At 60.9% G+C, this 14,373-nt stretch carries 13 protein-coding genes; 2 read left to right on the top strand and 11 right to left on the bottom strand.

Translation table 11 applies throughout. The features are described from left to right. Nucleotide 1: 1 nt before the first annotated feature. From RTH74_RS10890 to ppsA, 8 genes are all read right to left on the bottom strand, one after another. Nucleotides 2–982, bottom strand: coding sequence for an OmpA family protein (locus tag RTH74_RS10890; RefSeq protein ID WP_099524260.1), 981 nt, complete (start codon nucleotides 980–982; stop codon nucleotides 2–4). A gap of 107 nt (nucleotides 983–1,089) precedes the next feature. Continuing rightward, a complete protein-coding gene (gene sigX / locus RTH74_RS10895; RefSeq protein ID WP_072423905.1) occupies nucleotides 1,090–1,680 on the bottom strand; it encodes an RNA polymerase sigma factor SigX in 591 nt (196 codons plus the stop codon). Between the two features lie 82 nt (nucleotides 1,681–1,762). Next, on the bottom strand, nucleotides 1,763–2,587 hold the full coding sequence (locus RTH74_RS10900; protein ID WP_143507625.1) for a mechanosensitive ion channel family protein: 825 nt from the start codon (nucleotides 2,585–2,587) through the stop codon (nucleotides 1,763–1,765). A 1-nt stretch (nucleotide 2,588) separates the two neighbouring features. Then, nucleotides 2,589–2,840 carry a CrfX protein gene (locus tag RTH74_RS10905; RefSeq protein WP_371916923.1) on the bottom strand — a complete coding sequence of 84 codons (252 nt, stop codon included), beginning with the start codon at nucleotides 2,838–2,840 and terminating at the stop codon, nucleotides 2,589–2,591. Nucleotides 2,841–2,889: 49 nt separating this feature from the next. Beyond that, entirely contained in the window at nucleotides 2,890–3,876 is a 987-nt protein-coding gene (locus tag RTH74_RS10910) for a zinc transporter ZntB (protein ID WP_316914652.1), read from the bottom strand. Nucleotides 3,877–3,880: 4 nt separating this feature from the next. Further along, on the bottom strand, nucleotides 3,881–4,369 hold the full coding sequence (gene rraA / locus RTH74_RS10915; RefSeq protein ID WP_125834372.1) for a ribonuclease E activity regulator RraA: 489 nt from the start codon (nucleotides 4,367–4,369) through the stop codon (nucleotides 3,881–3,883). A 213-nt stretch (nucleotides 4,370–4,582) separates the two neighbouring features. After that, nucleotides 4,583–5,572: an alpha/beta fold hydrolase gene (locus tag RTH74_RS10920; protein ID WP_125879841.1), complete on the bottom strand. Its 990-nt coding sequence runs from the start codon at nucleotides 5,570–5,572 to the stop codon at nucleotides 4,583–4,585. A 168-nt stretch (nucleotides 5,573–5,740) separates the two neighbouring features. Then, the gene (gene ppsA, locus RTH74_RS10925; protein ID WP_099524279.1) at nucleotides 5,741–8,113 is read right to left on the bottom strand and encodes a phosphoenolpyruvate synthase; all 2,373 of its coding nucleotides are present in this window, start codon (nucleotides 8,111–8,113) and stop codon (nucleotides 5,741–5,743) included. Here ppsA and RTH74_RS10930 point away from each other — a divergent pair. Further along, entirely contained in the window at nucleotides 8,060–8,257 is a 198-nt protein-coding gene (locus tag RTH74_RS10930) for a hypothetical protein (protein WP_243699065.1), read from the top strand. The two genes, ppsA and RTH74_RS10930, sit on opposite strands and share 54 nt — an antisense overlap. A gap of 36 nt (nucleotides 8,258–8,293) precedes the next feature. Further along, on the top strand, nucleotides 8,294–9,112 hold the full coding sequence (gene ppsR / locus RTH74_RS10935; protein ID WP_106732364.1) for a pyruvate, water dikinase regulatory protein: 819 nt from the start codon (nucleotides 8,294–8,296) through the stop codon (nucleotides 9,110–9,112). Between the two features lie 66 nt (nucleotides 9,113–9,178). Here the strand turns inward: ppsR and prpF are convergent, their stop codons facing one another. The 3 genes from prpF to prpC form a co-directional block, all read right to left on the bottom strand. Continuing rightward, nucleotides 9,179–10,366: a 2-methylaconitate cis-trans isomerase PrpF gene (prpF, locus tag RTH74_RS10940; protein WP_316914653.1), complete on the bottom strand. Its 1,188-nt coding sequence runs from the start codon at nucleotides 10,364–10,366 to the stop codon at nucleotides 9,179–9,181. 132 nt (nucleotides 10,367–10,498) lie between these two features. Beyond that, complete coding sequence (gene acnD, locus RTH74_RS10945; RefSeq protein WP_316914821.1) at nucleotides 10,499–13,108, bottom strand: Fe/S-dependent 2-methylisocitrate dehydratase AcnD; 2,610 nt, start codon at nucleotides 13,106–13,108, stop codon at nucleotides 10,499–10,501. A gap of 14 nt (nucleotides 13,109–13,122) precedes the next feature. After that, nucleotides 13,123–14,280, bottom strand: coding sequence for a bifunctional 2-methylcitrate synthase/citrate synthase (gene prpC / locus RTH74_RS10950; protein ID WP_316914654.1), 1,158 nt, complete (start codon nucleotides 14,278–14,280; stop codon nucleotides 13,123–13,125). Between the last annotated feature and the right edge of the window lie 93 nt (nucleotides 14,281–14,373).

A 14,373-nucleotide genomic window follows, 5' to 3' on the forward strand; every position in this document is an offset into this window, starting at 1 on the left:
ATTACTGCTTAACTTGGGCTTCTACTTCAGCTTCAACGCGACGGTTGATAGCGCGACCAGCGTCGGTGGCGTTGTCAGCAACCGGACGGGTTTCACCGTAACCGGCAGTGCTCACGCGGCTACCGTCAACGCCGTACTGGTTAACCAGTACTTCACGAACGGCGTTTGCACGACGCTCGGACAGCTTCTGGTTGTAAGCGTCGCTACCAACGGAGTCGGTGTGACCTTCAACAGTGGTGGTGGTCTGCGGGTACTGGTTCATGAAGTCAGCCAGGTTCTTGATGTCGCCATAGCTTTCTTCTTTGACGCGGTCTTTGTCGAAGTCGAACTTGACGTCCAGCTCAACGCGAACAGCTTCCATTACCGGCTCAGGAGCAGGCTCTGGCATCGGCTCAGGTGCAGCGGCTACGACCGGAGCCGGAGCAGGCTTGCTGCCACCACCGAAGTTCAGACCAACACCCACGCCAGCTTGCCACTCGGTGTCGCCCTGGTCGATGTTGTACAGAGCGTCAACGCCAGCACGGGCGTAGAACATTTCGGTGAAGTAGTACTTGGCACCAGCGCCAGCGATAGCCAGGGTGGAGTGGTTGCGACCACCGCTGTTGGCATCACCGATGCTCTGATGGCCGAAACCGGCAGAGACGTACGGACGCAGACCAACACCCGGCTGACCGAAGTGGTAGATGGCCTTCAGGTCGGTCAGGTTGCCCTTGATGTTTTTGCTGCCTTGCGAACCTTCGCCACGCAGGTCGTGGTATTCGCCGTAGGACAGCGCCAGTTCGACGTCGTCAGTCAGGTAGTAGCCGATGCTGCCACCGAACAGGTTGCCTTCGTTGTGCGCGTAATCACGCTGAACGTCGGTGAAGTAGCGATTGACGAAGCCCTCCACCTCGACGGCGCCTTGGCCTTGCGCCAGCGCGCCGAAGGAGGTTGCGGCAACGAGAGAGCCAATGACTACGCCCAAGGTGTTTTTTACTTTCATCCGTTAAATCCCCATCTTGGTGGTTAATAAGTCACCGTTAATTCAGTCGGCAACTTGTTGGCGATTTTATCAGGTTTCGCCACTCCCTTAGTGGTCGGAATGCTGAACTAAGTTTCGGAGGTTTCCGAAAATTTATCCCGCAACCGATCCAATGCTCGCTTGTAGCGCATTTTCGTTGCGCTCAAGCCCATGTGCATGATGTCAGCAATCTCTTGAAACTCGAGCTCTGCGACAAAACGTAGCACTAGAATCTCGCGATCGATCGGGTTGACGTGAACCAACCAGCGATCCAGACCGCCTCGCTCCTCGACTTTGGGTGTCTTGTCGTCGGAAGCTTCTTCGAGCGGGTCCAAACTTAAGGCGTCAACCAATCGACGCTTTCGCCGCTCTTTTCGATACTGAGTAATGCATTCGTTATAAGTAATGCTGTAAAGCCAGGTCTTGAACTTGGATTTACCCTCAAAGTTCTTAAGGCCATAGAGAACTTTGAGCATCACCTCCTGACAGACATCATCAGCATCCCTTTCGTTCCCTAAATAACGCGCACAAACGTTAAATAATGTGCGCTGGTAGCGCCTCATCAGCTCTTCATAAGCACGAGTTATATGAAACAGCTCGTCGTGGGCGCGCGCCACCAGCTCTTCATCAGTGAGCTCGCGGGGGTCATAGCGCGTAGGCAAGGGCTGGGCTTTGTTCAAAACGAGTCGGGCCGACGGTCAGGACGAAAAGCGCCCGGCAGGTCACGCCTGTCGGGCAGCTGCATAAAATAACAGATTGGCGTCAGCGACTGTTCACGCGTTGCTCGAGCATCACTCGATTTGCCACCGATACCAGCTCACCGGTATCGGTCAACAGGGTGGTTTTCACTGTGCCGATCTCTTCGATCTGCCCTTCGACCTCACCAACCTGCACTTGTTGCCCGACCTGATACAGCTCGCGCACATAAATGCCCGCGAGAATCTGGCTGGCAATATCACGGCTGCCCAAGCCCAGCGCCAGCGCGACCGCCAGACCAACGGAGATCAGTACGATGGCAATCACGTTGTTGAGCAGGTCGGTCTTGATCTCCAGCTGGCCGATGGCCACCGAGATACTGATGATGATCACCAGACCTTGAGCGACACGCCCCAGCCCGTTGGCGTACTCGAGGCCAACACCTTCGGCAGCACCGCGTATCAGGCTGCTGACCAATTGCGCCAGCAGCACACCGGCAAGCAGCACCAAGGCGGCGCCGAAAACTTTCGGCAGATACAGCGCCAGCACGTCGAGCGTCGCGGAAACGCGTTGCAGACCGAGCGATTCAGCAGCCGACACCAGGAAGATCAGCAGCACGAACCAATAGACGATCTTGCCGACCAGGGTCGATACCGGTGCGTGAATGCCGACGCGCGCCAGCAGCTTGGTCAGACCGGTACCTGTCATCAGGCGGTCCAGGCCAACCTTGCCGAGAAGCTTGGACAGCAGCGTGTCGAGCAACTTGGCGACAACGAAGCCAAGCAGCACCAATACCAGTGCAACGAACAGATTAGGTATGAATCCGGCAACCTTGGTCCACAACGCGGTCATCGCGGAGATCAGGCTTTGGGTCCAGGGATCGAGTTCCATTTCAGTCGGCCTTATCAGCAGAAGCAGAGGATTGGTTACGGCGCGAAACCGGCGCGACATGCGCCGAACCGTTGTTCAGAGCGATCATCAGAGCCTGCGCCCAGTGGCCTATCAGGCTGAACAGGTCACCAGCACCGACCTGGCGATTGGCGGTCTTGAGAACCCGGTGCAGGCAAGCATCGTCGTCATGGCTGGACGGCGAGGACTTGAGCAAATCGCGTAGAGACTCTTCGAATGGATCGTGCATGCGCACCTCACGGGATGTCACGGCTAGACGAAGTAGCCAGCGGATGAGTCACACATCACAGCCAACGCCAACGGCGAAAAAGCAGCAATTGAGCCAGCGCCAGAAGGACCATCAGGCCGCAGGCGACGAAGAAGCCAACCGGGTTTTCCGCCCCGGGGATTCCGCCAACGTTGATGCCCAGCAAACCGGTCAGAAAGGTCAGTGGCAGGAACAGGCCAGTGATCACGGTGAAGCGGTACATGATGCGGTTCATGCGCTCACCAAGACGCCGGCTTTCTGCCTCCAGCACCAGGCCGACGCGCTCACGAATCAGCTCCAGCTCTTCCAGATAGCGGGTCAGTCGGTTGTTCAACTCGTTCCAGTAGTCATCGTCGTCATCGACGAACCAGGGCTGTCGATTGCGCGCCAGTTGCGCGTAGAGATCGCGCTGCGGCGCCAGGAACCGACGCAAGCTGGCCGCCCGCCGACGTATCTGCAACACCAGACCGTGATCAGGACGATAGCGCTCATCGCCATCAAGGCCATCTTCCTCGACGTCGAGCTGCTCACTCAGCTCGGCAATCAGATCATCGACGCGACTGGTGAGGTGACGGGCGAGCTCCAGGAGCAGCTCGGACGACGTCTTCGGCCCCTTGCCCGCCAACAGATCAGCAATCAATGCATCGGTTGCGTGCAGTGGACGCTGACGCAGGGAGATAACACGCTGGGCATCAGCGAAGATTCGCACCGATACCATGTCCTCCGGCTCGGCGCCGGGATTACGGTTGACGCCGCGCAAGAACAACAGCAGCTCGTCGTCGGGCAGAGGCAGCAGACGTGGCCGGGTATTTTCCTCCAGCAGCAGGTTGCAGCTGAATTCATCCAGCCCGCTGTGCTCACGCAACCAGTGTTGTGACTGTTCCTGACTGCGATCCCAGTGCAGCCACAGGCTTTCCTGTTCACCTAGCAGCAGGGTGTCCAGTTCTTCGCGACTGATGCTGCGCGCACCGCCACGACCATCGAGCACGAAAGCGTGCAACAGCGCCGAATCCTGATCCTGCATCGGATTATTCCGGCATGTTCAGGGCTTGCGGGGAAACGATGACGCCGTTGTTGTCGGCGTACAGGTAATCACCGGGTTTGAAAGTCACGCCGCCAAAGGTGACGGGGACATTCAGGTCGCCGATGCCGCGCTTGTCAGTCTTCATCGGATGACTGGCCAGCGCCTGCACGCCCAGATCGGTCTGCGCGATGACGTCGACGTCACGGATGCAGCCATATACGACGATGCCTTCCCAGCCGTTCTTGGCCGCCTTCTCGGCCAGCATGTCGCCAAGCAGTGCACGTCGCAGGGAGCCGCCGCCATCCACGACCAGCACCTTGCCGTGCCCTGGCAGATCGACCTGCTCCTTCACCAGCGAGTTGTCCTCATGGCACTTGATGGTGACGATCTGGCCACCGAAGGAGTCGCGGCCGCCGTAGTTGGCGAACATGGGCTCGACGACCTGGACCAGCTCCGGATAGGCATCGCACAGATCAGGGGTGATGTAGTGCATGACAGAACTCCTTTCGACAATGGATGAGAAGGCAGCCACCTTCATGGACCTGCTTGAAGCGGGACAATTCAGCAAAGGGCTATCAATACGCAGCGGCCCAGCATGAACGATAAGCAAGCAGATGAATCTGAAATGACCACCCACACACGGGGCGTCACATCTTACCGCTAAGCCCTTGCCGAAGAAACGACCGGGACGATCTCAAGCAGCAGCTCAAGATCCTATAGCAGAGGCCTGCTCGGCAAAACCGGCGGGTAGTTGCAGATGCTGCAACCAATACTCGGTCAGTGGCCATACCTCACGCTGCGCCTCCTTGCTGACCAGCATTTCGATATGCCCGAAGTCGCTGGAGAAGCCATTTTCCTTGCCTAGCAGCAAAAACTGCGACGGCGCTGCACTGCACTGCTCCAGCAACTTGCGACAGGCCCAGGCAGGGTCCTGCTGATCGGCTGCCGCCCCTACGGCCAGAATCGGTATGCGCACCTCAGTCAGGCCAGCCCACCAATCCTGATCGGCATCGCCGAAACGCCCGAATAGCTTGAGCCAGCGCAGGGTTTCCAGTGCCAGGCCGGTCGGTTCGTCTTCGGGGCCACGCTTCAGCCGGCGCCCGGAAAGGTAAGGAAAGGCACGCAACAGCAGGCGGCCGCCCCACTCCACCGGCGGCAACTTGAGCGGCCAGTAGATACGACTGATCTGACTGCCGAACAAGGCTGCCGAGCGCGCACGCGCCTCATCGAGATAACCACCGCCCAGGGCTGCCGCCAGAATCACTCCGCCGAGGGAGTGACCGATCCAGTGCGCGGCTTGCCCGGTCTGCTCGATGATGAAATCAGCAATGGCTGGAAGGTCATAGCGCACGTACTGCGCCACGTGGTTGTCTCGATAGTTTTCGTTGCGCGGCGACAGGCCGTGGCCGCGCATTTCTGCGATCCACACATCGAACCCCGCACGCGCCAGGTAAGGCCCCAGGCCAATGGCCTTGGGTGAATACCAGAAGCGCCGATTGGAAAAGCTGCCATGCAGCAATACCACGGGGACGCCGCGCTCGCCTTCGGCACCTGCGCGGCCGAGCCGGGTCAGGGCCAGCTCGACGCTAGAGTCGGGGCTGTTGTTGGGTTTGAGAAGATAGACATCCTCGCTCAGATCACCGCGTAATTCGGCGCTGATCAGGGCGACGGGAAAAAGCTCACTGCTGCTTTGCATGGATCAGGTGACCGCAATGGCGCTATGCCACAAAGGAAATCAGGCCAGGAACGGCCCTGTTGCCAGCCGCTCAAGAGAAACGCCGCAACTTCTATGCGAAATCGCGGCGTTTTTCTTGAACCTGTGCCTCTACGCAAAACGGGTCAAACCCGCCCTGCGCAATGAACATCAGGCAGGCTGAGTCTCGGCCAGGAAGAACCAGGTGTCGAGTACCGAGTCAGGGTTCAGTGACACGCTCTCGATGCCCTGCTCCATCAGCCACTTGGCCAGATCCGGGTGGTCCGACGGGCCCTGACCGCAAATGCCGATGTATTTGCCAGCCTTGTTGCAGGCGGCAATGGCATTGGCCAGCAGTTTCTTCACGGCCGGGTTACGCTCATCGAACAGGTGGGCGACGATGCCGGAGTCACGGTCCAGGCCCAGGGTCAGCTGGGTCAGGTCGTTGGAACCGATGGAGAAACCGTCGAAGAACTCGAGGAACTCTTCAGCCAGAATGGCGTTGGACGGCAGCTCGCACATCATGATGACCTTCAGGCCATCCTGACCGCGGGCAAGGCCATTGCTGGCCAGTAGCTCGACCACTTGCGACGCCTCGCCCAGGGTACGCACGAACGGCACCATGATCTCGACGTTGGTCAGGCCCATCTCGTTGCGCACTTTCTTCAGCGCACGGCATTCCAGCTCGAAGCAGTCGCGGAAGGATTCGCTGATGTAGCGCGAAGCACCACGGAAGCCCAGCATCGGGTTCTCTTCTTCCGGCTCATACAGCTTGCCGCCGATCAGGTTGGCGTATTCGTTGGACTTGAAGTCCGACAGACGCACGATGACCTTCTTCGGCCAGAACGCCGCGGCCAGGGTACTGATGCCCTCGACCAGCTTCTCGACGTAGAAGTCGACCGGATCACCGTAGCCGGCGATGCGCTTCTCGACGCTGTCCTTGATCTCCGGCGGCAGGCCAGCGAAGTTCAGCAGCGCCTTGGGGTGTACACCAATCATGCGATTGATGATGAACTCCAGGCGGGCCAGGCCCACGCCCTCGTTCGGCAGTTGAGCGAAGTCGAAGGCACGATCCGGGTTACCGACGTTCATCATGATCTTGAACGGCAGATCCGGCATGGCGTCGACCGAGTTCTTGCGAATGTCGAAGCCCAGCTCGCCTTCGAAGATGAAGCCGGTATCGCCTTCGGCGCAGGACACGGTGACGCCCTGACCATCTTTCAGCACCTGAGTGGCATTGCCGCAACCGACTACGGCCGGAATGCCCAGTTCACGGGCGATGATCGCCGCGTGGCAGGTACGACCGCCACGGTTGGTGACGATGGCGCTGGCGCGCTTCATCACGGGTTCCCAGTCCGGATCGGTCATGTCGGAGACCAGCACGTCGCCCGGCTGCACCTTGTCCATCTCGGACACGTCGTGAATCACGCGTACTTTGCCAGCGCCGATACGCTGGCCGATGGCGCGGCCTTCGACCAGAACGGTGCCCTTCTCTTTCAGCAGGTAGCGCTCCATCACGGTGGCACTGGCGCGGCTCTTCACGGTTTCCGGACGGGCCTGCACGATGTAGAGCTTGCCGTCATCACCGTCTTTGGCCCACTCGATGTCCATCGGGCGGCCGTAGTGTTTCTCGATGATCAGTGCCTGTTTGGCCAGCTCGCTGACCTCGGCATCGGTGATGCAGAAGCGCGCGCGCTCGGCGCGGTCGACTTCGACGGTCTTGACCGAGCGACCAGCCTTGGCTTCGTCGCCGTAGATCATCTTGATCGCCTTGCTGCCCAGGTTGCGGCGCAGGATCGCCGGGCGGCCCGCTTCCAGGGTTGGCTTGTGCACGTAGAATTCGTCGGGGTTCACTGCGCCCTGCACAACGGTTTCGCCCAGGCCATAGGCGCCGGTGATGAACACCACGTCACGGAAGCCGGACTCGGTGTCCAGGGTGAACATCACACCGGCGGTACCGGTTTCCGAACGCACCATGCGCTGCACGCCAGCAGACAGAGCAACCAGCTTGTGGTCGAAGCCCTGGTGCACGCGGTAGGCGATGGCACGGTCGTTGAACAGGGAAGCGAAGACTTCCTTGGCCGCGCGGATCACGTTGTCCACGCCGCGGATATTGAGGAAGGTTTCCTGCTGACCGGCAAAGGAAGCGTCCGGCAGGTCTTCGGCGGTAGCGGAGGAGCGCACGGCCACGGCCATGTTGTCGTTACCTGCGCTCATGGTGGCGAAGGCTTCGCGAATCTGCTTATCCAGTTCAGCCGGGAACTCGGCGTCCATGACCCACTGGCGAATCTGCGCGCCGGTCTTGGCCAGGGCGTTGACGTCATCGACATCGAGTGCGTCGAGCGCTGCGTGGATCTGCGCATTCAGGCCGCTTTGCTCGAGAAAGTCGCGATAAGCCTGAGCCGTAGTGGCGAAACCGCCGGGAACCGAGACACCGGCGCCGGCCAGGTTACTGATCATCTCGCCGAGGGATGCGTTCTTGCCCCCCACATGCTCAACATCGTGATTGCCGAGCTTATCGAGGGAAACTACGTACTCTACCAAGGTGATCTCTCCACTAACTGTATTGGAAAAGCTCATTGGGCTGCGCAATGTCGAACGACCGAAGTCGCGCGATTGTGGCCTTGCCCTTGTATAAGTAACAATGCCGAACCCGGTGGGCCCGGCGTAAAACGCGGCCTATCATAGCCAAGAATCGAACTCAGCTTAAGGCCTTTGGCGCAAATGAAACGTACCGCTTTCTTCATCTCCGACGGCACCGGCATCACCGCCGAAACCCTGGGCCAGAGCCTGCTCGCGCAGTTCGAGAACATTCAGTTCACCAAACTGACGCGCCCTTACATCGACAGCGTCGATAAAGCGCGCGCCATGGTACAACAAATCGATGCCGCCGCCGAAAGGGACGGCGCCCGTCCGATCATCTTCGACACCATCGTCAACCGCGATATTCGTGCGATTCTCGATACCGCCAATGGTTTCATGATCGATATTTTCTCGACCTTCCTCTCGCCACTGGAGCAGGAGCTGAGCTCGCACTCCTCCTACTCCGTCGGCAAGTCGCACTCCATCGGCCAGCACTCCAACTACATGGAGCGCATCGAGGCGGTCAACTTCGCCCTCGACAACGACGATGGTGCTCGCACCCATTACTACGACAAAGCCGACTTGATCCTGGTCGGCGTGTCGCGCTGCGGCAAGACGCCAACCTGCCTGTACATGGCCATGCAATACGGTATCCGCGCCGCCAACTACCCGCTGACCGAAGACGACATGGAGCGCCTGCAGCTCCCGGACTCACTGAAAAAATACCGCGACAAGCTGTTCGGCCTGACCATCGACCCGGATCGTCTCACCGCCATCCGCCACGAGCGCAAGCCCAACAGCCGTTACGCCAGCTTCGCCCAGTGCGAGTTCGAAGTGCGCGAGGTGGAGGGTCTGTTCCGCCGTGAAAACATCGCTTTCATCAACTCCACGCATTTCTCGGTCGAGGAGATTTCGGCCAAGATCCTGGTGGAAAAAGGGGTTGAGCGACGCCTTAAATAACCAACATAAGCTCATGCTTCAAAAGAGAAAAGGCTCGATACTTCGAGCCTTTTCTAGTTTCAGCCGTTAGAAGCTGCCACCCGGCACACGCACCCAGCCTTCCATCAGGATGCGCGCACTGCGGCTCATCACCGCCTTGGTCACCGTCCACTGACCATCGACCTTTTGCGCCTGCGCACCGACACGCAAGGTGCCGGATGGATGACCGAAGCGCACCGCCTCACGCTCGCCACCGCCGGCCGCCAGGTTGACCAGCGTGCCTGGAATCGCCGCCGCAGTACCGATGGCCACCGCACAAGTGCCCATCATCGCGTGATGCAGCTTACCCATCGACAGCGCACGCACCAGCAGGTCGACCTCGCTGGCCTTCACTTCCTTGCCGCTGGAAGTGCGGTAATCCTTGGGCGGGCTGACGAAGGCGATCTTCGGGGTGTGCTGACGTGTCGCAGCCTCCTCGGCCGTTTTGATCAGCCCCATGCGCAGCGCACCGGCAATGCGGATCTGCTCGAAACGCGCTAGTTGCGCGGGGTCGCCATTGATGGCCTCACGCAGCTCGGTGCCCTGGCAACCGATGTCCTCGGCATTGACGAAGATGGTCGGGATGCCGGCGGTGATCATGGTCGCCTTGAAGGTACCGATGCCCGGCACCTCAAGATCATCGACCAGATTGCCGGTGGGAAACATCGAACCGCCCTCCTCGCTATCATCAGATGGGTCGAGGAATTCCAGCACGATCTCCGCTGCTGGGAAGGTCACGCCGTCCAGCTCGAAATCGCCGGTTTCCTGCACTTGGCCATTGCTGACCGGCACATGGGCGATGATGGTTTTGTGGATATTGGCCTGCCAGATACGCACCACGCAGGTGCCGTTCTCGGGAATCCGCGCAGGGTCGATCAGGCCGGCATGAATGGCGAAGGCGCCGGCGGCGGTGGACAGGTTGCCGCAGTTGCCGCTCCAGTCGACGAACGCCTTGTCGATGGAGACCTGGCCGTAGAGGTAATCGACGTCATGCTCGGGCTGAGTGCTTTTCGACAGGATCACGCACTTGGAAGTGCTCGAGGTCGCGCCGCCAATGCCGTCGATCTGCGCGGCATACGGATCGGGACTGCCGATCACGCGCATGAACAGCTTGTCGCGCGCCTCGCCAGGCGCCTGGCAACGCTCGGGCAGATCCTGCAGGCGGAAGAACACGCCCTTGCTGGTGCCGCCACGCATATAGGTGGCGGGGATTTTTACTTGAGGTACATGGGACATACACGCAGCCCTGAAAAAGTAGCCCGGATGCAATCCGGGAATGACGGCGCAGCTCTCCCCGGATTGCATCCGGGCTACGCGCACCTATAGGAGTTGTGCCGACCCATTGACGGGCCGGCATGTCGCGTCAGGTCAAGCCACCGCACCTTCGAGGAAGTCCTTGGCGAAGCGCTGCAGCACGCCGCCGGCCTTGTACACGCTGACATCCGCCGCGGTATCCAGTCGGCAGGTCACCGGCACCCGAACCACCTCGCCGTTGCGGCGATTGACCACCAGGGTCAGGTCGCAGCGCGGCGAGATATCGCCCTCGATGTCATAGGTTTCGGTGCCGTCCAGCCCCAGGGTCAGGCGCGTGGTGCCCGGTTTGAACTCCACCGGTAGCACGCCCATGCCCACCAGGTTGGTGCGGTGGATACGCTCGAAGCCTTCGGCAACGATCACTTCCACGCCAGCCAAACGCACGCCCTTGGCCGCCCAGTCCCGCGACGAGCCCTGGCCGTAGTCGGCACCGGCAACGATGATCAGGTTCTGCTTGCGATTCATGTAGGTTTCGATGGCTTCCCACATGCGCATCACCTGGCCCTCCGGCTCGACGCGGGCCAGCGAGCCCTTCTTCACTTCACCGTTAACCACGACCATTTCGTTGACTAGTTGCGGGTTGGCGAAGGTGGCGCGCTGCGCGGTCAGGTGATCGCCACGGTGGGTGGCGTAGGAGTTGAAGTCCTCTTCCGGCAGGCCCATTTTCGCCAGGTACTCACCGGCGGCCGAGTCGGCCAGGATGGCGTTGGACGGCGACAGGTGGTCGGTGGTGATGTTGTCCGGCAGGATCGCCAGCGGCCGCATGCCCTTGAGCGTGCGCTCGCCAGCCAGCGCACCTTCCCAGTACGGCGGGCGGCGAATGTAGGTACTCATCGGCCGCCAGTCGTACAGCGGGCTCTCGGCCTCCTGCACGCTGCCCAGGTCGAACATCGGGATATAGATCTGCTTGAACTGCTCGGGCTTGACGCTCGCCGCGACGATGGCGTCGATTTCCTCGTCGCTCGGCCACAGATCCTTCAACGTGATCGGGTTGCCCTGGGCATCGGCGCCCAGCGCATCCTGCTCGATATCGAAACGCACGGTACCAGCGATAGCATAGGCGACCACCAGCGGCGGCGAGGCGAGGAAGGCCTGTTTGGCGTAGGGATGGATGCGCCCGTCGAAGTTGCGGTTGCCACTAAGCACTGCGGTGGCATACAGGTCGCGGTCGATGATTTCCTTCTGGATCACCGGGTCGAGCGCGCCGGACATGCCGTTGCAGGTAGTGCAGGCGTAAGCGACGATACCGAAGCCGAGCTTTTCCAGCTCCGGCAGCAGACCGGCCTCTTCCAGGTACAGCTTGGCGACCTTGGAGCCCGGCGCGAACGACGTTTTCACCCAGGGCTTACGCACCAGGCCCAGCGCATTGGCCTTCTTCGCCACCAGGCCGGCGGCGATGACGTTGCGCGGGTTGGAGGTGTTGGTGCAACTGGTGATGGCGGCGATGATCACTGCGCCATCCGGCATCAGGCCTTCGGCTTCTTCGACCTTGCCGCTCTGCAGCTTGGCTTCGTCGGCGATGCCACGCTCGGCCAGCGCCGAGGTCGGCAGGCGGCGATGCGGGTTGCTCGGGCCTGCCATATTGCGCACCACGCTGCCCAGGTCGAAGCGCAGCACGCGCTCGTACTCGGCGGTTTTCAGTGCATCGCTCCACAGGCCGAGGGTCTTGGCGTAGTTTTCAACCAGCTCCACCTGCTCCGGCTCGCGGCCCGTAAGCTTGAGGTAGTCGATGGTCTGGCCGTCGATATAGAACATCGAGGCGGTAGCGCCGTATTCGGGGCACATATTGGAGATGGTCGCACGGTCGCCGATGGACAGACTGTCCGCCCCCTCGCCGAAAAACTCGACCCAGGCACCGACCACGCGTTCCTTGCGCAGGAACTCGGTGATCGCCAGGACGATATCGGTGGCGGTGATACCTGGCTGGCGCTTGCCGGTGAGCTCGACGCCGACGATATCCGGCAGGCGCATCATCGATGGATGGCCAAGCATCACCGTCTCGGCCTCCAGGCCGCCGACGCCAATGGCGATCACGCCCAGGGCATCTACATGCGGGGTGTGCGAGTCGGTACCGACGCAGGTATCGGGGAAGGCAATACCGCCGCGCGCCTGGATGACCGGGCTCATTTTCTCCAGGTTGATCTGGTGCATGATGCCGTTGCCGGCCGGGATCACGTCTACGTTCTTGAACGCGGTTTTCGTCCAGTCGATGAAATGGAAGCGATCCTCGTTGCGGCGATCCTCGATGGCGCGGTTCTTCTCGAAAGCGTCCGGATCAAAGCCCGGCGCTTCCACGGCCAGCGAGTGGTCGACGATCAGCTGGGTCGGTACTACCGGGTTGACCTTGGACGGATCACCACCCTGCTCGGCGATGGCGTCACGCAGGCCGGCCAGGTCGACCAGCGCGGTCTGGCCAAGAATATCATGGCAGACAACGCGCGCCGGGTACCAGGGAAAGTCCAGGTCGCGCTTGCGGTAGACCAGCTGTTCCAGCGAGGCGGTCAGATCCTGCGGCTCGCAGCGGCGCACCAGTTGCTCGGCGAGTACGCGCGAGGTGTAGGGCAGCTTCGCCCAGGCGCCGACCTGGATCGCCTCGACTGCCTCACGTGCGTCGAAGTAGTCCAGTGCGGTGCCGGGCAGGCGCTTGCGGTATTGGCTATTCACGGTGTCGTTCATGGTTATTTACGATCCTTGAGCGGCACGAACTTCAGGTCTTCGGGGCCTGTGTAGTTGGCGCTCGGACGAATGATCTTGCCGTCGATGCGTTGCTCGATGACGTGCGCCGACCAACCGGCGGTACGGGCGATGACGAACAGCGGGGTGAACATTGCGGTGGGCACACCCATCATGTGGTAGCTCACGGCGCTGAACCAGTCGAGGTTGGGGAACATCTTCTTGATGTCCCACATGATGGTTTCCAGACGCTCTGCGATGTCGAACATCTTGGTGTTGCCCTGCTCCACGGACAGCTCGCGGGCCACTTCCTTGATCACCTTGTTGCGCGGGTCGCTCACGGTGTAGACCGGGTGACCGAAGCCGATCACCACTTCCTTGCGCCCTACCCGCTCTCGGATATCGGCCTCGGCCTCGTCCGGGCTGTCGTAGCGCTTCTGCACCTCGAAGGCCACCTCGTTGGCGCCGCCGTGTTTCGGCCCGCGCAGCGCGCCGATGGCGCCGGCAATACAGGAGAAGAGGTCGGAACCGGTACCGGCGATCACCCGCGAGGTGAAGGTCGAAGCGTTGAATTCGTGCTCGGCATACAGGTTCAGCGAGGTGTGCATGGCGCGCACCCAGGACTCGCGCGGTTTCTCGCCATGCAGCAGATGCAGGAAGTGGCCGCCGATGGAGTCGTCGTCGGTATCCACCTCGATGCGCTTGCCGTTGTGGCTGTAGTGATACCAGTACAGCAGCGCCGAACCGAGGGAGGCCATCAGCTTGTCGGCTATATCACGGGCGCCCGGATGATTGTGGTCGTCCTTCTCCGGCGCCAGGCAGCCGAGTACGGACACGGCGGTGCGCATCACGTCCATCGGGTGCGCCGAGGGCGGCAGTTGCTCCAGTGCGGCCTTCACCCCAGCCGGCAGGCCGCGCAGCGCTTTCAGCTTGGCCTTGTAGCCGGCCAGCTCGGCGACGTTGGGCAGCTTGCCGTGTACCAGCAGGTGGGCAATTTCCTCGAACTCGCAGCGGTTGGCGAAATCCAGCACGTCATAGCCACGGTAGTGCAGGTCGTTACCGGTGCGGCCGACGGTGCACAGCGCAGTGTTGCCGGCGGCGGTGCCGCTGAGGGCGACGGATTTTTTCGGTTTGAAGCCAGGGGTGGTTTCGGTGGCACTCATGGTTATCTCCTCGACTCTTTTTGTCCTGTTGCGCTGTATGGCGGGCCGGAAGGTGATCCGATGAAGCCCACCAGCGACGCTGATGTGGTGGGC

This window comes from Pseudomonas sp. zfem001, assembly GCF_032621725.1.
GTDB classification, from domain to species: Bacteria; Pseudomonadota; Gammaproteobacteria; order Pseudomonadales; family Pseudomonadaceae; genus Aquipseudomonas; species Aquipseudomonas sediminis.